At 48.6% G+C, this 18,575-nt stretch carries 11 protein-coding genes; 2 read left to right on the forward strand and 9 right to left on the reverse strand.

Annotated elements, in window-relative coordinates; translation table 11 throughout:
* Both GC098_RS06180 and GC098_RS06185 read right to left on the reverse strand, forming a co-directional pair.
* Window positions 1-1,821 (reverse strand): cache domain-containing sensor histidine kinase, encoded by a 1,821-nt coding sequence (locus tag GC098_RS06180; protein ID WP_171641967.1) that lies wholly within the window; start codon window positions 1,819-1,821, stop codon window positions 1-3.
* Between the two features lie 24 nt (window positions 1,822-1,845).
* Window positions 1,846-2,892: a LacI family DNA-binding transcriptional regulator gene (locus GC098_RS06185; protein ID WP_171641969.1), complete on the reverse strand. Its 1,047-nt coding sequence runs from the start codon at window positions 2,890-2,892 to the stop codon at window positions 1,846-1,848.
* 125 nt (window positions 2,893-3,017) lie between these two features.
* Here GC098_RS06185 and GC098_RS06190 point away from each other — a divergent pair, with 125 nt between their 5' ends.
* Complete coding sequence (locus tag GC098_RS06190; protein ID WP_171641971.1) at window positions 3,018-4,562, forward strand: FAD-dependent oxidoreductase; 1,545 nt, start codon at window positions 3,018-3,020, stop codon at window positions 4,560-4,562.
* 101 nt (window positions 4,563-4,663) lie between these two features.
* Here GC098_RS06190 and GC098_RS06195 read toward each other — a convergent pair whose 3' ends face one another.
* Window positions 4,664-5,560 carry an AraC family transcriptional regulator gene (locus tag GC098_RS06195; RefSeq protein ID WP_216625171.1) on the reverse strand — a complete coding sequence of 299 codons (897 nt, stop codon included), beginning with the start codon at window positions 5,558-5,560 and terminating at the stop codon, window positions 4,664-4,666.
* A gap of 113 nt (window positions 5,561-5,673) precedes the next feature.
* On the opposite strand from GC098_RS06195, the gene GC098_RS06200 reads away from it, so the two are divergent.
* A complete protein-coding gene (locus tag GC098_RS06200) occupies window positions 5,674-6,804 on the forward strand; it encodes a Gfo/Idh/MocA family protein (protein ID WP_171641973.1) in 1,131 nt (376 codons plus the stop codon).
* Between the two features lie 63 nt (window positions 6,805-6,867).
* Here GC098_RS06200 and GC098_RS06205 read toward each other — a convergent pair whose 3' ends face one another.
* The 6 genes from GC098_RS06205 to GC098_RS06230 form a co-directional block, all read right to left on the reverse strand.
* Entirely contained in the window at window positions 6,868-7,671 is an 804-nt protein-coding gene (locus GC098_RS06205; RefSeq protein ID WP_171641974.1) for a polysaccharide deacetylase family protein, read from the reverse strand.
* Window positions 7,672-7,693: 22 nt separating this feature from the next.
* Window positions 7,694-8,746: a glycoside hydrolase family protein gene (locus tag GC098_RS06210; protein ID WP_246358451.1), complete on the reverse strand. Its 1,053-nt coding sequence runs from the start codon at window positions 8,744-8,746 to the stop codon at window positions 7,694-7,696.
* Between the two features lie 75 nt (window positions 8,747-8,821).
* Window positions 8,822-13,294, reverse strand: coding sequence for an OmpL47-type beta-barrel domain-containing protein (locus tag GC098_RS06215; protein WP_171641976.1), 4,473 nt, complete (start codon window positions 13,292-13,294; stop codon window positions 8,822-8,824).
* A gap of 111 nt (window positions 13,295-13,405) precedes the next feature.
* Window positions 13,406-14,500, reverse strand: coding sequence for a TolB family protein (locus tag GC098_RS06220; RefSeq protein ID WP_171641979.1), 1,095 nt, complete (start codon window positions 14,498-14,500; stop codon window positions 13,406-13,408).
* 23 nt (window positions 14,501-14,523) lie between these two features.
* The gene (locus GC098_RS06225; protein WP_171641981.1) at window positions 14,524-16,881 is read right to left on the reverse strand and encodes a helix-turn-helix domain-containing protein; all 2,358 of its coding nucleotides are present in this window, start codon (window positions 16,879-16,881) and stop codon (window positions 14,524-14,526) included.
* Between the two features lie 39 nt (window positions 16,882-16,920).
* Window positions 16,921-18,516, reverse strand: coding sequence for an extracellular solute-binding protein (locus GC098_RS06230; protein ID WP_171641983.1), 1,596 nt, complete (start codon window positions 18,514-18,516; stop codon window positions 16,921-16,923).
* Window positions 18,517-18,575 lie beyond the last annotated feature (59 nt).

Here is an 18,575-nt window from a genome sequence, read left to right on the forward strand (position 1 = left end):
TTAGCCCTCCCTTGTCGATTCCAGGCTCCCGTAAGGACGGGAAACAAGCAGCGGCATTGTCATCCGCGCCAGCGTCCCGGACTGCAGCGGCAGTAGCTCCAAAGCCGCTTCCTGCCGAAACAAAAGCTTGAGCCGATCCTGCAAATTATGTATGCCGATCGGCTTGCGCTTGCGCGGTACAGTCTGGACCGCCCGCGCCATCTCCAAACCAACTCCGTTGTCCTCCACCTCAAGGACGAGTTGTCCGGACTTCACATACACCCGGATCACAATTCGACCATCTTCGATGGTCTTCGAGAAGCCGTGCTGGATCGCGTTCTCCACCAGCGGCTGCAGCGACAACTTGGGCACGAGAGCATACTGCAGCTCTGGTTCGTACCGGTCCGGCTCCAGTTCGTAATGGAAGGCAAACCGATCTTCGTGTCTTACCTGCTGGATATGTGCGTAAGCCTTCGCCATGTCGAGCTCGCTGTGCAAATGAATGAGTTCACTATCTGAATTCAGGCTAGCCTCGAGCAGCGTTCCGAGCGACATGCAGATCTCAGCTGTTTCCCGATCCCCCTTGGCCAATACGTTCCACTTAATCGTATTCAACGTATTGAGCAGAAAATGAGGATTCATCTGCTGCAAGAGCATCTGGAACCGGATCGCTTCTTTCTGCCGCTCCTCTAGTTTCAGCCGTTCGATCAGTACGTTAATATCCCCCGTCATCGTATTGAATGTCTGAGCGAACTCCAAGATCTCTCCTTCGTATTTACCCGTCGGAATCGAGACTCGAAATTGCTTGTCAATCATTTCGGACATTTTCATACGCAGCAGCTGCAGCGGGCGAGTCACCCGCGATAGAAGCGCGAATGTGATCAGGATAAATAATCCGGTAAACAAGAAGAAGGATGCGAAAAACTGCCGCTTCAATGCCTCGATGTCACCAAAGAGCAGCTCCAAAGGAAACTGGCCGACCAAATACAAGCCTACGGAAGGTATCGAGCTTGTATTTAATATATGGGTCCGATTACGATCGACATAGTAAGGCTCTTTGCCATCGTCTAAGGAGTGAACGATCCTCAGAATGTCGCTAGGCACGTACGTATCCGTACGGCTTTGGTAAACAATTGTTCCCAGACTGTCAACAATGAAATACTCTTGCTGAATCAGGAATTGACTAACGCTCGAGCGAAGCCATGACTGATAATCGAAATGTACCGCCACGATCCCTTCCGGCCGTCCCGTCTCGTCGGTCAGCGTCATGTAGTATGTCAACTTCGGTTGCTTACGTGGAGCCGACTGCGGTTGCACTCCACCTTTGTTCTCGGTCTCGGTTTCCCACACATAGGACGCCTCTCCATTCAAAAGAGACCGCACAATCACAGGATTCAGAGAGATATCGGTAGATGGGCTATTCGTATTGAAATACTTTCGCCCGGATAAATCGGACAACGTATAGTTTACAAAAGAGCTTGCCAATCCAAAGTCGTTCTTTAGTGATTGCAAGGTCAGCATGATCGGATCGATGGTTGGCGTTGCTGTCATCGGGTTGGATTGCATCAAGGGCGGATTGCGAAGCCATTCACGAATCGAGGGCTCCTTCTCCAACCGAAGCGAGCTGTAGAACATCAACGATCGAATGCGTTCGAAATTGTCCTTCACCTGATCGAGCTGGTATTGATTCTGCTCACTGATTCGCTTAACGTATACGCTTTCAATCGTCGAGTAGCTGCGAAGCTGCAGAAGAGAGAAGGGAATTAGGATGAGAATGAGAAACGACAAAAACATTTTATTCTTTATCGTCTTGGGCAACAGCTTCCGCCATGTGAATCGCATATCTATCCTCCTATCCCGCCAATCCTAACCTTCAAAGTGTTTCAGTGGCAATACAGTATTCCCAGCGTAAAAGGCCCCTTGTACAAAGGTATGCTCATAAGGCTTGGATGGATTGGCGAGGCGCCATAGCATCCGCTCGGCCGCACGGGCTCCAGCCTCGCGGACAACTAGAAACGGTCGGGTCAGGCCGGGCATAAGTTCGTTGAGATCATCCTCCAAACTGATCAGTGAGCAGTCACCGGGAATGCTTCGCTCTGCGAGACTGCAGGCATAATAGATCCAGGCCAAGTCGTATTGGACAGCGCTTAAGATTGCCGTAGGCTTCGTCCGCTTCAGCTTTTCCACCACTTCTGAAATCCATTGCTCTTTATCACTTATCGCGCCAATGACATGATCTTCCGAATTTACGGTTTGCCCTGCCTCCTCCATCGCTTCCTTGAAAGCCCGCCAACGGATGGAGAACCCACGGTGCCTTACCGTATCACCAATGTACAAAATGCGGGTATGCTTCATCGATGCCAAATAGCGAACGGATTGCCAGATAGCGGTTCCGACATCCCAGATTACGCTGTCTACCTTTTCGGCGGGCATTGGGAAATTAATCATGACACGGGGGATCTTCAAAGAAAGCAGCAGCCGCTCCAGCCCCGGCTTGATCGCTGGAGGAATGAAGACTCCATTCCAGTAAGCAACGTTCTGCTGTTCCAGCCACTCCTCGATGACGCCTGCTTCATCGCTCTCAGGAGCGATTAACGTTTGAACGGTATGTCCGAATTCCTGCAGCTTTTCCTGCAGTCCCTGCAGAATCAATTGATGCAACTTGGACATGTTGCCGTTTATGATAAATTTGAACACCCGCGGATTCGCCGAGAAGATCGGGATATGTTCGACAGCGAAGCCACGTTCCTGCTCCTTGGTGCGGTAACCTAATCTTCTCGCCGTTTCCAGTACAGCCCTTCTTGTTTCTTCGGACATACCCGGAAGTCCCCGCAGCGATTTAGATACAGTATGGATCGTTAAATTCAATTCCGAGGCAATGTCTTGGAGCGTTACTTTCTTCTTGATCGGCATTATGACTCCCCTCCAACAACAATCATTTCAACTAAAAATGTAACAAAAATGAAACTATAAATTAAAGCTTTTTTATAACTATACTGAAACCAAGGCAATTCTACAACTACAAAGAGGTGATCGATATGTTGGATTTTAGCAAAATCAACTACTACAAGCCTTTGGCATCATCGACCGATGCGGCCTACAAGACCGATCTATGTATCTACGGCGGTAGCTCAGCCGGAGTAGCAGCAGCCGTGCAAGCGAAACGCATGGGGTTAAAAGTTGTGCTCGCAGAATTCGGGCATAAGCTGGGAGGCTTGTCCTCCGGTGGACTTGGCCAAACCGATATCGGCAACAAAGCCGCGATCGGAGGCATCTCACGTGAATTTTACCAAGCAATGGGGCGCCACTACGGCAGTATTGAAGGTGACGGCACGCAGTGGAACTTCGAACCTCACGTAGCGGACCGTATTTTCCAGGAGTGGGTCGAACAAGATGGGATCACGGTGCTGTATGGCCAACGCTTGTCGACCGTTCAAAAGTCGCAAGGCAAGATCAAGAGTATCGTGATGGAGAGCGGCGTTCAGATTGAAGCCGACATGTTTATCGACGCCACTTACGAGGGGGATTTGTTGGCTGCAGCCGGAGTCTCGTATCATGTAGGCCGTGAAGCAAATTCGGTGTACAAGGAAACGTTGAACGGCGTTCATTTCGGCCATCCGAATCATAATTTCAAAGCATGGGTCGATCCTTTTATTATTCCGGGCAAGCCGGATAGCGGCTTGCTGCACGGCGTATCCGATGCGGCTCCAGGCTATCAGGGCCAAGGAGATCACTGTGTTCAAGCCTACAACTTCCGCATCTGCCTGACGAATGATCCTAGCAACCGCATGCCGTTTCCGGAACCTCCGAACTACGATCCCGAGATATTTACCCTGCTGGCTCGTTATATCGATGCAGGTGTATGGGACTCCCTTCAGCTTCACTCATCGATGCCTAAGAGCAAGACAGATCTCAACAACTTCGGCGGGGTGTCAACCGACTATATCGGAATGAATTATGAATGGGCTGAAGGCAGTTACTCCAGACGCGAGCAAATATTCCAAGATCATTTGACTTATAATCTGGGCATGCTGTATTTCCTTTGCAACGACAACCGTGTGCCCGAGGCCGTCCGCGAAGAAGCACGGAAATGGGGGTTGCCGGCTGACGAATATACAGATTTCGGAGGCTGGTCTCCACAACTTTACATTCGCGAAGCGCGAAGAATGATTTCGGACCTAGTGATGACCGAGGACGACTGTCGTGGCTACCGCAAAGTGTCCGATTCCGTTGGGCTCGCCGCTTATCAGATGGACTCTCACAACTGCCGGCGCATCGTCATTGATGGCCGTTGCATCAATGAAGGCAACGTTGAGGTTCGGCCTTCCGGCCCCTACCCCATTTCGTACCGATCCATCATTCCCAAGGGTGAAGAGTGCCTCAACTTGCTGGTGCCTATCTGCCTCTCCTCCTCCCATATTGCGTACGGCTCGATCCGGATGGAGCCGGTGTTCATGACCCTCGGACAATCGGCTGCTACCGCAGCGGCATTAGCCATCCAGCACGGCACATCGGTTCAGGATGTCGATTACGCCGAATTGCGCAAACGCCTGTTAGAGGACCGACAAGTATTGGAAAGCTAATTGCGGCTTGAACGAAAAGAAAGAAGCTATTCCAGAAGCAATATGATCTGCTTTTGGGATAGCCTTTTTATTTATCACTTTTTGGGACTGCCCCTAAAATATTATTCCACCGTCTCAATTCGACTTCTTGCCTTCACAGACTTCGCATATTCCGAAGGGCTCATCCCGCATACCCGTTTAAAAGCTTTGGAGAAATAATGAACGCTGCTGAAACCAAGTCGCCGGGATATTTCTGTAAAATTGTGCACATCCTCCCGAATGGAAACCTTCGCCTTTTCGATCTTCATCAGCATGAAATATTCCTTGATGCTCTTACCTGTGTGTTTAGCGAACAAGTCCTTAAGCTTCGTTTTGGCTACATGAAAATGATGGCTAATCTCTGTTAAGGATATTTGGAATTCGAGCCTCTCCTCCAGAAAACGGATAATAGCCGTCACCAGCTGTAATTCATCCTTCTCCTTGGGCAAGAACGATAACGTCTGATCATTCTCTTGATGCGTCTTCTTACGCAGCAGAATAATGAGGAACATCTCCAGATAGTTCTTCAACAACTGCTCGCTGCCGATCAGTGAATTCTCTTTGCGAATTAACGGATATTTAAAAGGAAAGATGAAGGTGTTGGCTCCCTCTTCAATAATCTGAGCAAGCAGGTTTCTCTCCTCATCTTGAAGCTGAAACACCCTGTTCTCAAATTGCCCCATCGCTTTCGAGTAGCAATCAAACGTGATGACGATCACATTCGGGGCTCTTCCATGCGTGGCCGTAAAGCTATGAAACTCATTAGGTTTATGAAAAATCAGGGAGCCTTGCTTGAGAATATGCCTGGTTGTATCGGCCAGCACTTCGACCTCACCTTTATCCACATAAACCATTTCCCAAAAGTCGTGACTTTCCCCCGAGAAAACATAATCTTTGCCAAACTCAAAATAATACATCGTAATGATACTGCGGATCTCTATCGTTAGATTCAAATAAACACGTTCCAGCTCTATTGTCATGTCGTCCCCTCTCTCTAAAAAAAACAAAAAATGCGGCTTTGATGACAAATCTATCTACAATTCTCCTCTTTATAATAGGAAATAGTTTAACAACTGCCAAGGAGGAAAATAAAATGAAGTTAGGTGTTATTGGTTATGGAAATCGCATTCAAGGTGTTATCCAGCAAATGATGAAAGAGGACGCTTCTTGCCAAATAGCAGCGATCGCGGATATTAGAAAACAAGAAATCCAGCAGCAACGGCTGCCACAATTAATGGACACAATTTTTAGGGATACACCCGAGGAGATGATTGCTTCAACGCAATTGGATGGCATCCTCATCGGCACGCGGTGCCTGCTGCACACCGAAATGGCCTTGAAGGTACTGCCGACCGGTATTCCTTTATTTCTTGAGAAACCGGTAGCCACAACGATGACAGACCTACTCCGTTTAAAAGCAAGAGGTGCACAAACTCAAACGCCTGTTGTCGTGTCTTTTCCGCTGCGGGTGACTTCCATTGTTCAGTTGGTCAAGGAAATTGTGGATTCAGGCAAAATCGGCACGGTTGAGCATGTGCAAGCCATCAATAATGTCCCTTACGGCGGCGTCTATTTCCATAACTGGTACCGTGATGAAGCGTTAACGGGTGGATTGTTTCTGCAAAAAGCGACACACGATTTTGATTACATCAACCATGTGCTGCAGATGCAGCCTGTAAGCGTGTGTGCAATGACATCCAAACAAATTTTCAAAGGAGACAAACCCGCTGGTCTGAAATGTGTGGATTGCAACGAGAACAGAACGTGCGAAGAAAGTACCGCTTTCGCTGCTCCTGACATCCGAGATCACTGGGCATACTGCAGCTTCGCCAAGGATACCGGCAATGAGGATTCCGGAAGTGCACTCTTTTATTATGAAAACGGTATGCACGTTTCGTATTCACAGAACTTTTTTGCACGTAAACAAGCAGCCTCGCGCGGTGCCCGCTTCCTCGGCTATAAAGGGACGGTGGAATTCGATTTTAATACAGGCATCGTCAAGGTATTCATGCATCATACGCCGAGAGTTGAGACATATCAGATCAGTGCGGAGGAGGATCATTTTGGCGGTGATCGCATGCTCGTTAGCAATTTCATCGAACTCATGCAAGGGCGTGGCACATCCGTCAGCACGCTCGATGATGGTTTAATCAGTGCACTCCAATGTCTCAAAGCGAGGGAATCTGCGGAAACCAGAACGTTTCAAACGATCGGTTGGGAGTAAGGCATAAAAAAACAAAGCAGCTGCATGGTAAACTTCACAGCTGCTTTGTTATTAATCCGGAGCTTAACTCGTGAATGCGATTTGGCTGCCGCCTTTTACTTCAACAATATGATTGTCAACTTGAAGCCATACGGATAATGCGGAGGGATTATACACGAATTGACATGAAGCTGAGAATTTGAGATTTTGAAATGCTTTTAGATAATCCACGATCTCCACATTGGTCGCATACCAGATATCCAACCTGTTCCCGATAAACTCGCAGAAGCTTTCTATCAATGGCCAATTATGATCATGATCGAACTCATAGCTGTGCCCCCATACATACATCATGTACAGATATTGCTTTTTATTTAAGTTTACAAAAGTTTCCGCCACATTCATTAAGTCCGTATTATGATGGCATGTAGGCTTCCATTCGAACAAATCGTCAGGCATCGCAAATTGCCCCGTACTCTGCGTAGTTCTTGCATACTCCACTCCCAGATAAGGCAGCATCTCTTTTATTTCCTTGTTGTAAGAACCATTAGGATATGACATGCCTCTTACTGGATAGCCAACCATACGCTCCAATCTCTTCCTGTCTTCGAAGATTTCTTCTATGATTTGCTCCCTCGGGCACCTTGCAATCGTAGGATGCGTCAACGTATGTGCGGACACCTCATGTCCACGATACAGCGCAACAACCTCCTCTTCCGCTATACGGCTATTCATGCCAAGCATCCCCGAGTTCAGATGGAACGTTCCTTTCATGCCATACTTATTGAAAATTTCCACTAACTTGATGTCGGCGGTTTGACCATCATCATAACTCATTGTCAGAACTTTATGCTTTCCCTGAGGAAAAGCCATCATGATTTTAGGCATATCTGCAGCCCCTTTCCCTTCATTAATTAATCTCTTCAATAGTTATTGATTTACTGGTCGCAACTGCAATACAACGAAACTCATATTGTCCTTCAAATATTTCCAACTTTGTAAGGTCATCTTGTTTATAATACCTGCAAGCGCAATAAAAATGATATAGAATTCCATTCCAATAGATGACATTAGACTTATGGGCATGGATTTCGTCAAGTTCCCCTTGTTCCCCATATGGAATTAAAGGATGTTCTCCATAGCTCCAAACCGTTAAATCGTCGGATACCGCCAGAGCACCCTGTGCATGATCACCATCGAAACCAAATGCGAAATTTACCCACTGATGACCATCATGTTTAATACACGGATCACTGAAAAATCGACTGAAAAAGGCCCCTTCCTTTACCTCAAGTACGGGGTTCTTCTCATAACGTTCCCAATGGATTAAATCGCTCGAGAAGGCGAGTCCCGTCTCTTCTTTCCATGGCCACTTCTCATCTCTCTTCGCATTGTAGAACATCCAATACCTCTCTTCATGCTCGATGACACAACTTTTATATAACCCTGCCTTTTCCCAATCCGCTCCATCTTTATGTGTAAAGACAGGCTGATCCAGCCTATGCCATTCCAGTAAGTTCTCATCCTCTGTCCATGCCAATCCCATCACGGCTCCACCTGCTTCATAGCCCTTATCCGGATAGGAGTGGTATATCATCCAATAGCGATTATCTAACTTTTTGAGTCGTGGCAGGTCGTACAAGTCATTTGATTCCAGCAGCATCCAAGATCCCGCAGCACCCACATGATCCCATCTTTCATCCGTTTTCAATCGCGGGAGGATAATCGCCTTATGCTCCCATTCCATTAAATTGGAGCTTGTTGCTAGTGCTGTCTGATAGCCAATTCCGTCATATCCGACGTACATCATATAGAAACAATCCTGATGGGCAAAAACAAAGGGACAATCGACGGCTTGCGAATCAAAATTGCCTTCCACTCCGGATCCTTGCAGCACCGGACGGCCGAGCTTATAGGGTGTATGCAGCTGAGTAAACTGTTCCATTTCAATTTTCGACATCATGAACCACCTGGCTTTCGTATTTTGTAAAAACACCTGCCCCCATTGAGGGAGCAAGTGTTCATGAAATCTTTGTTATCACTTCAAATCATTGACAAACTTCAACAAGTAATTTGCAGCTTCTTCGGAAATTTTCTTGCCTTTCTGCGCATGAACTTCGTTGATGAAGGCGTCAAACTGTCCATGCCGGAGCTTAGTTTCAATCGAGTTAACAATACCTTGGCTGCCATTGCCGGTGATCCAAGCTTCGATGAGCCGGATCATGCTATCCACTGTTACCTTGACGGTAATGGTGGTTGCCGCCGTTCCGGAATTGCCGGCAGCATCGGTAGCATATGCCGAAACAATATTGTCGCCCACGTTCAACAGATAGGCCGGGTTGCTCAGCAAAGGAGCCGTGCATGAGCTGTAGACGACGCCGGATACGGTATCCGTGGCAGAGCAGGTAACCGTTACCGTCTGATCGACGGTATACGTCCCCCCTCCGCTGATTTGAACAGTCGGCGGGGTCTGATCGATCGCGAAGGATATCGTTTGCGACTGTTCCTTATTTCCCATCTGATCGACCGATCGGAACGAAAGCGTGTGGACTCCATCTTCTTTAAAAACAAGCGCGGTCTGATATTTTGTCCAAGTGGTTCCTCCATCCAGACTGTATACAGTTTCCGTAACACTGGACTTGTCATCCGTAGCGATCAGATTTATTTTGACATCGGTGACGTACCAACCGTTCTGCTTCGTCCCTTCCAATTCGGCGACGGTAACCGGAGGTGTTTCATCCGTTATGATCCACTGCACGGTTCTGAATTTTTTGGGATCTTTGGTTTCCCCAATGCCTGAGCCCCACTCGATATACCCTTTGCGACCGGTACCGTCGTTATCATTGACAAGCAGCGAGAAGCTGATGGCGCCATTTGTTTCTGGTTTGATCGGCGCAAGCTCAGACCATGGAAGCGCGAGCTCATACACCGTAAGCTTCTGATCTTCATTTCTTGATACCTGCAAGGAACCGTTCGTTACAAGCTCCCTAACGCTGGTATTAGGTGATAACCAACGATAGATTTGCGGCCCCAGAGGCGTCTGGGAAAGGCCGAACTCATAGGAAGCCAGATTTTCACCAGGAGTACCCGCCATGGCAGCAAATTGGAGACTGTCATTTTTCCAAATCTCAGCTCCGCTTACAGTCGTGTAATGAACATTGTCTTTGATCGTCGCAGTCAGATAGAAATGATCCTGATCCCAGTTCACCCAGACGCTGCCGTCCAAATCCGAAGCACCCGTATAGTTTTGCATTTTTACCGTCCCTTGCGACAAAAGCGCAACCGGCGGCGACGCTACGATCGCAGGGTCAGCTGAGCCGTCAATCTGTACCGTTCCAGGAAGGATCGGATTGAAATCCAGCTTCCCTCCATAAACGAAAGATTGTTTTCCGTCAAATTGGACGGTCACTTGCGCTTGATTGCTGACACCGTAATTAAAACCGCTCAGCGGAATATCAAACGACTTAGTCGTGTCCGGAGGAATCACAGAGGTCAAATCTTGTATGCCTGACTGGGTACCGAACTGCCAATTCGCTTTCCTGACGGTTAGAGCCAGCTGCTTGGAATTGTTCTGGATTTGTATGTGCAATGCTTCTGCTTTCGTAGCCACGTCGGTAATAACTGGAATGATGCGTGCATGATAAGATGGAAGCGTCTGAACCTCATGTTTAAGCCTTCCAATCAAGTTTCCGTTCACAGTCAAATCACCTGTGACATAACGAATACCTTCCTGGTCCAATCCTGGTAGGGCGAACGGCTGAGACGTATTCTGACCGGCTCCCGCGTTCAAAGAATATGTCGATCCTTCCACCGTGAAGGAAGCAGCGAGAGGCGATGCAGATGAATTCTTTGCTTCCACCGTTAGCGCAACAGGCTCGCCAGTTACAGCCTCGTCACCAGTCACGGCGAACGTCGAATCAACCGTGATTCCGTTAATTTCGCTTTGGATGTAAATAGGCTCCGCAGTTAGTGTCATATACACCTTGCCATTAAGCGGCGTAAAGGTTTCCGTGTTCCCCATAATATCCGTGACCTTAATCGGCGAATCCGTTTGAATCGCTGCCTGTACGGGGGTATTGGCCCAGACAACTCTTAGCTTCTGGCCGTTTTTATCAAATCGATAACTGGTAATGCCCGTGCCAACAGCTTCCTGTTCAACGAATGTTGCGCCAAGCAATTCTCGTGTCATCGCCCCATAAGCCGCGTAAGCGGGTTTCGGTGTGAACTGGCCTTTGGGATCTTCCTGATGCCGGATGAGCCCGAAATTATCTTCGCCATAGTCGGCTTGCATGCCATCATTCATCAAATCATACCAGAATATTTTCTCGACACCGGCGCTCAGCGCTTGCACATAAGCACGCACCAAATAATCCGCTTGCGTTTTTTCGACTACGCCCGTGGCGCCAATATTGGTCTTCCAGCCGATTTCCGTAATCCATATCGGTTTGTCCTGACCTTGGTTATAAGTTCGGATCAAGCTTTTCGCAGCGAGGATATCTTGCAGCATGCCATCCGACGTTCGATTGTACGGATGGATGGAAACCACGTCCATGTATTGAAGTCCGCCAAGCTTAAACACTTCCTCCATCCATTTTATATCTACATTCGATGCCATTCCGACAACCGTGACATCCGGTCTGGCGGCTTTCACCGTCTCGTAGGTCTTCTTCAGCAGCTTAAAATAATAGTCCGGACGTGAGTCAGCGGGGCCGTTCCCTCGGTCACCGAACCCTCCGTTAAACTCATTATAGACTTCCACCCATTCCATCTGATTGCCGTATAAATCCAGCAAAGCCTTGCCATAATTGGCAAAACCCTGACGGCCTTCGTCCGAATAAGGCGTACTGTCCTGATCGTAAAACGGATTGGTAAAGTCGAAGGTGATGAACGGCTTCAATCCGTCCTGCTGCGTTTTCCGCATAAAGGCATCGCGGCCTGGCGGCTTCTGGTATTTCCCTTTTTCGTTTTCGACATCTACCCAAGTGATTTCGTCACGGAAATTTTTGGATCCGGCACGCTTTAACAGCGTACTTAACTCAGGCGTCCATCCGGTGCTTGTTCTTGCAAGGTGAGTGGACACTCCGAACGGAGAGTTGTTCGCCAGAGTAGGATCATCCTCTGCTAAGCGGGCAAACGAAATTTCTGCACGCTTGATCGTTTGACCATCTTTCTCAGCAGCAAGCGAAAGCTTATAATAACCAAGCTGCTGAATAGGAATCGTCAAATTCAATTGCCTATCCTGCACCCCCTCACTGCCTGCCAATACTTGATGATCCAGGTGGTCATATACGCTCCAGCTTACAGTATCACCCCTTGTTACAAGAGGAAAAGCTGCAGATTCGTTCGCCAGAAAGACATTCCCCATTCGGGACTGCTCGATGGATAAATCCGGGAAGGTGGATGTCGTCACGATATTGTCCAAGCGAATGTCTCCGCTCGTTTTGCCCCCGATCAAGCCAGACTTCTCAACGATAAACCCGATGCCTTGGGCGGGACCATGCCAAACCCCGTCGTTTGCCCCGTTATAATGAAGATAACTCGTTCCCTCGGTAAACTTGAATACCTCGATTTTCTGCCAATTGCCGTTCGGCGTTACAGCCACTTTCTGCTGATGCACCTGCCCGGTCGAATCCTTCAACACAACTAGGATGGCTGCAGCATCCGTTGTTTTCACCCAAAATCCAAGCTTCTTTATCTCTCGAGGAGAAAAATATCTTCCCAGTGAAACACTTTTTCCTGTACCACTAAAATCCCCGCTCAACTTACCCGAAAAGCTTCCCTCCTTAAACATGGACGAATCTCGGACATATTGTCCTTTAGCTCCTGCTCCCAAGGTTAGTTTCCAAATGTCAAAGGCGTTCTCGAAGTTGCCGATCGGTGAGTCCCATAGAGGCTCTTGCTGCGGAACCGTCGCGGATACATCATCAAACCACACGTTCCCGCTTGTTTTCCCACCGCTCAAACCAGATTTCTCTAACAAAAGTCCGATCCCTTGGGCTGCTCCATGCCACACCCCATCGTTGGCCCCGCCGAAATGAAGATAGCTTGTGCCCCCGTTAAATTTGGTGATCTCGATCTTCTGCCAATTCGCATTTGACGCTACTGCGAGCTTCTGCTGATGCACCTGCCCGGTCGAATCCGTCACCCGAAGTACGATCGCAGCGGCGTCAACTGTTTTGAACCAAAATTCAAGTTTCTGTATATCCATAGGAATAAAATTTTTACTCACCGAGACATATTTGCCGCCGGTGCTAAAATCCCCGCGCAGCTTACCCGAATAGGTCCCCGACCTAAATACGGACGTATCCCGTACATATTCCCCTTTCGCTCCGGGAAACTCGGTTCCCAAGTAAAAATTCCAAAGTTCTTCATCGCTTTCAAATTCGCCAATCGTTGCATTTTGTAACGTGTCTGCCGCATAAACGGTCGTGTTGTCTAATGATCGTAGTCCAAACAAAGGTGAGGTAAACAATAACGAAATCAGCATAAGGCTTAACATCCATTTTTTCATCACCAAGTAAACTCACTCCCTCTCATTTTTGAAAGCGTTTTCATTAATAAGCTAACACGGGCAGCCAAACTATGCTTGCTCATTTCCATCCCTTCGCGAATCCTCACCTCGCTACAACCGGTCGCCAATATCCATAATCCCAACATGCAGCCGATCATGCTCATCCGAAAATGTGAAGATGACCTTGCGGCTGTCCGGACTAAACGATGGATGCGGGTGCCCTGGATGCATCCCACGGCATGGCAGTTCACACAGCAGCTCGGATTGTTTCGTAGCCGTGTTAATCAGCACGATTTTGGAAATGCCCGGCTCCTGCGTATCCGCCGCTGCATACTTGCCGTCAGGACTGATGCCGACATGCCAGTACCTGTAGTCGCCGTTAATGAACTCGTAACCTTCGCCCCGGCGATCCACGAAATAGACGCCTGTCGGTTTATCCGGACTATGCGGATATTTTACGAAATATAGCCCACTGCCATCGAACGCCCATATTTCGTGCCCAACATATTCGACTGGCTGTCCGCTCTCCGCCCTCTTCTGCGCAAACAGGTTGCGCATGTCCCCGGTTCGCGCATTGACTGTCCAGAGCCGATCCGGAATTTGCTCTGTCGCGCCTTCGTGCGAAAAGAACAGTTGATTCGGATCGACCGGATTAATCATGGCATGATTCGCTACCGGAAAAGGTTCCTCGAATTGAGGACGGGCAGCTTCTCGTACCTCTCCGCTCTCTGTATGAACCGTGCCGATCACCCAATCGGCTTCCCGAGATGCAGCATCCTCGGAGCGAACAAGCTGCTCTTTCCAGTAGACACCAAGCACCTTGCCATCATTCGTCACCGATAATGGCCCAAAGAACGTACAGCGCTCTTCCAACATGCAAATCGTACGCCGTTCCCCGCTCCACGCATCAATTGCGTATAACTCATTCTTGCGGAGCAGATATAAAATATCATCGCATGAGACAACCCCGCTCCCCCAAGTCAGGCCTTCCTCCAGCCCTTGCACATCCCCCGTTTCCGTATCGAAACGCACGATGTTACCATTCCAAGTCTCCCGGTCCATATCCGTGTATACAATCACATGTCGGCTGTCCGACAGCCACGACATCGCCGTATAGTAGTGATGTCCCGTATCGCCTGCTTCGGACCCAATGGCCAGGATCGGCAGCCCCGTGATTGTATCTGTAAATGATGTATGTTTGAGCATCGTTCTTACCTCCCATTGCATTCTTATTCGGCTTCGCCGGCATCGTTGGCACCGACTTCTCCATTTTGCGACGCTTGCTCACGTTCTCGATATTCGCCTGGCGTAAACCCCGTGCTTTTCTTGAAAATTCGCACGAAGCTGTTGACGTTGGTGTAGCCCACCGCTCCGGAAACATCGCGGATCAGCATCTCGGTACCAGCGAGCAGTTCCTTCGCTTTCCTCATACGAATATCCATCAAATAATCAATGAAATTTCTTTCCGTGTGCTCCTTGAATATGCGGCTCACATGCGACACGCTCAGTTTGAACTCGCTTGCCAAATAATTTAATGATAAATCGCTGTGCATATAGTGCGCATCGATAAAAGCGGTGATCCGCTCAACAACGTCGTTTCGCTCTCGATTGCTGCGTCTCTCCTCGATTTGCCCTGCATATCGAGCAAGCTGCTCAATGACGTAATCCGACAACTCATGGATGCTTTCGTATTGGCTCAGCAGATCGAATAGCCGATGTGAAGGCGCCTCTTCGAGCAGCGCCGGATCGATCTCGCCTACAACTTTGGCTGCCTTCATCATGAAATGTACAACCAGTTGCCGAATCATATCAGGCGCAGCACCACTGCCAGCCATCTCACCGAACCACCGCTCCGTCTGCTTCGCCATTTTCTCACTATCTGTCAGGCGCAGCGAGTCAACAATCCCATCCGTCATGCCAAGCAACCGCATAAACTCTCCGCTTGCCGGCTCACGAATATCTTCGCTGGAAATGATCGCATTGCCTCCGAGAATCATCTTGTACGACAGCGCCGACATTGCGTCATGGTAAGATTGCTGGAGCATGCCCAAATCTTGCGTCAAGCGGCCCAACCCAATCGAAATCGTCTGTTTGAACTGTTCTTCCACGTAGCTCTTGATCAACTCAGCCACCGCCAGCGTCCGCAGTAAATTAGCTTCCCCGTCCGCTTCGTCAAAGCTGATTATAATAACCACCATGCCATCCCTTGCTTCAATGGCAACCCCTCGATACTCACTGTTGATCATCTCCTCCGCCACATTGCAGAGCGCATAACTATATAGTTGCAGATCCTGTGGAGTCGCAATCACCGATTTACGATCAAACTCGACAGTCATTACCATATACTGCTGCACATGCAGGGGATATCCGATCGCTTCAAGGCTGGGAAGCAGCTCCGATGGATTTTGGCGTGCGCCGATTAGAGCATCCATCACAAGCCGCCATTTAATAACCGGCTGTGTTTCCCGCATTTGTCTATGCATGCGATTGCTGTCGGCCAAGATGTACGACAAGGATAATTCAATTCCGCTGAACTCATCCTCTGCCGAATACTCATCTTGTCTTTCGAAGCGGCCATACGCCTGCAGCTGCTTCGTCACATTCGTCAGAACCCGATTCACCGGCCGAAACATCCAGCTGTTGAGCACCACCGACATGCCTCCGGCTAGAAGCAATAAGAGAATAGAAATGCCAAACAATGTATTTCGTACCTGTACCAGCGGCTTGCTAAGCTCAGCATCGGATACAACACTAATAATTTCCCAACCCGTATAGGGGCTTTTCATATAGAAGACAGTTCGGTTAATCCCATTAATTTTCGTACGGAACATGCCTTCTTCCCGCTTGTTCATTTCTTGTGACCAGAGGAGTTCGCCTGCCTTCGCGCCGATCAAAGATTTATCAGCATGACTGAGGATCGTTCCCTCCGCATCTGCCAGAAACAAGTAGCCGAATGAAGGATCTATTGCATTATTAATTAAATTGTAAATGGATCGCTCATCCACATTGAAAGCTACGGCACCTTTGCGGTATCCATCCCCATGTGTAAGCGGATAGGAGCGAATCAGCGTCATCACATTTTGCCGTATGTTACCTGCCTCATCAAGGGAAAGCTTACGCGTACCGACCCACTGATAAAAGCCTTTATAGCGTTCGAACGCATTAATCCACTGATAATCAGTGCCCGGCTCCGCCGTCTGAAATGGATTGGTCTGCGACCAACGCTTTTTGGCATAGGAATACAGATCAATTGAAAAGATGGTATCATTGCTCAGCAGCATATCCCCAATTCGCGTATTGATATTAATTGTGTCCTGCTGATCGGCAGCATCATCCTCCATGAACATCCTCATATCACGGCTGCGTAGAAATTGCATCGCTTCAGCGTCGACCGCTTTCAGCACCAGCAGCAGCTTGCTGTTTACCTCGTGGAGCAGCGACATGTTCGTTTGCTCGACTTCTGCCTCAAGATGATTGGTCGTGATGAAATAGGACAGGCCTGCTGTCGAAACAATACATAGGCTCAAAAAAAGCAAAATAATCGACATCGTACGCTTCGAACGGCTTCTCTTTGATCGCCAAAACATGCCTTTGCCCCCTCGAGTTCTTAATAGATCCACATCAAGTTATTTGAAATTCGCTTTATTTTTATCGTACCATTCTTGCGCAATTTGATCGGCCTTGTCGCCGCCAGCACTCTTGTACTCCTTACGAATCATATCAAGCGCCTGCTCTGGCGTGATATCGCCTTTGACGATCGCTCGCGTACGGATCTCGATCAGCTTAGGCTCGATGCTCGCAAACACATTGCTGATTTCCGGGGAATTCGGAGAGTATGGAATATCCCGGCGGAACGGCACGTTAAGCGATGTCTTCATCGCTTCAGCGTTCAACTTCGCCCAGCGCTGCGAAAGCGGATCCTGTGCGGCTTTAACCATCAAATCCTCGAGTTTGAACGTCTTCGCATCGTTTCTTAAGATCGCATATTCAGCTGCATACGCAACTTCCTTCTTAAATTTGTCCGCATCAAGCACCTGAGGAACGCCATTCACTAATTTGAAATGCGTGTTCTCAATACCATTTGCCAGTGTGTACCAGCCTTTATCCAACAACCAGTCGAGATATTGGATCGCTGCCTTAGGATTTTTCATATTTTTATTGAACGCGACATAAATATTGGCCGACGTTTCTTGGTAGGAGCCGAACTTCCCGTACTGCGTTGAGAAAGCTGCTAATGGCACCGGATTTGCATCTGGGAAATTCTTCATCAGATCTTTCATATAGGTATCAATGCCATTGCCAACGGTACCGATCAGGATGCCTGATTTGCCTTGCGCCCAGTCAGCCATCATCTTCTGGCTATTTTTATCCGTCATATATTCCTTATCAATGTACCCGTTCTCATACAGCTTGCGTTCGAAGTTAATGGCGCCGACATTGCGGTCAGCGACCCTCGCATTAACCATTTTACCGCCATCGAGGTACCATTGCGTGCTATGTGTCGCATAAAGGCCAGTGATCACGTTTGGCCAAACGAACATCGAAACGACAGGCGCGTTCGTATTCCCGGACAACCCTTTCTCTTTGAAGGCTTTGGTTACTGCGAAGAACTCTTCTTCCGTCGTCGGTGCCTTCATACCAACCTTATCCAGCCAATCCTGCCGGATCCACATGCCGCCATTAGCCAAGCCGTTCAATGGCCGCTTGGTCGTGATCCCGTATATTTTGCCGTCGAAGGTCATAAGCGGTTTCAATTCTGGATTGTCGTTGATATAATTCTTAATCACCGTGCTGTACTGACTGATGTAATCATCGATCGGCTGCACGACGCCCTGCGAGACTAGCGTGCCGATATAGTTGCGGTCATAATCCCAAATCAGATCCGGCGCTTCGCCAGAAGCAATCAGCGTATTCAGCTTATCCTGCGCCTGATTGCGGGGAACTGGCACATATTTAACTTGGACGCCTGATTGCTCCTGAATCCACTTGGTCCAGCGGTTCTGCTCATAGGAGCCTTCCTCGGCTGCCACCGCGCCTCGGTCATACATGGAAACGCTAACAGTCTTCGGCAGCTTATCGTACTTGTCTTCCACCTTGCCTGCTGCTGATGGAGCTGGACTACCGCTCGCACCTTCTTCAGATTTTGCGCAGCCAGCTAAAGCCGCACCCAACGTCATTGCCAAAATCGTTGAACCTAACACCCATCGTTTTGTTCTCTTCATACGATGACCTCCCATTTGAATAAATTATATCACAAGGCGCTTAGCGCCATTATGAACCG

The organism is Paenibacillus phytorum (assembly GCF_013141715.1).
Lineage (GTDB): Bacteria > Bacillota > Bacilli > Paenibacillales > NBRC-103111 > Paenibacillus_E > Paenibacillus_E phytorum.

Excerpts from the sequence above, each read along its gene's own strand:
- GC098_RS06180 (WP_171641967.1), bottom strand. The coding sequence starts at position 1,821 with ATGCGATTCACATGGCGGAAGCTGTTGCCCAAGACGATAAAGAATAAA.
- GC098_RS06185 (WP_171641969.1), bottom strand. The coding sequence starts at position 2,892 with ATGCCGATCAAGAAGAAAGTAACGCTCCAAGACATTGCCTCGGAATTG.
- GC098_RS06190 (WP_171641971.1), top strand. The coding sequence starts at position 3,018 with ATGTTGGATTTTAGCAAAATCAACTACTACAAGCCTTTGGCATCATCG.
- GC098_RS06195 (WP_216625171.1), bottom strand. The coding sequence starts at position 5,560 with ATGACAATAGAGCTGGAACGTGTTTATTTGAATCTAACGATAGAGATC.
- GC098_RS06200 (WP_171641973.1), top strand. The coding sequence starts at position 5,674 with ATGAAGTTAGGTGTTATTGGTTATGGAAATCGCATTCAAGGTGTTATC.
- GC098_RS06205 (WP_171641974.1), bottom strand. The coding sequence starts at position 7,671 with ATGCCTAAAATCATGATGGCTTTTCCTCAGGGAAAGCATAAAGTTCTG.
- GC098_RS06210 (WP_246358451.1), bottom strand. The coding sequence starts at position 8,746 with ATGATGTCGAAAATTGAAATGGAACAGTTTACTCAGCTGCATACACCC.
- GC098_RS06215 (WP_171641976.1), bottom strand. The coding sequence starts at position 13,294 with ATGAAAAAATGGATGTTAAGCCTTATGCTGATTTCGTTATTGTTTACC.
- GC098_RS06220 (WP_171641979.1), bottom strand. The coding sequence starts at position 14,500 with ATGCTCAAACATACATCATTTACAGATACAATCACGGGGCTGCCGATC.
- GC098_RS06225 (WP_171641981.1), bottom strand. The coding sequence starts at position 16,881 with ATGTTTTGGCGATCAAAGAGAAGCCGTTCGAAGCGTACGATGTCGATT.
- GC098_RS06230 (WP_171641983.1), bottom strand. The coding sequence starts at position 18,516 with ATGAAGAGAACAAAACGATGGGTGTTAGGTTCAACGATTTTGGCAATG.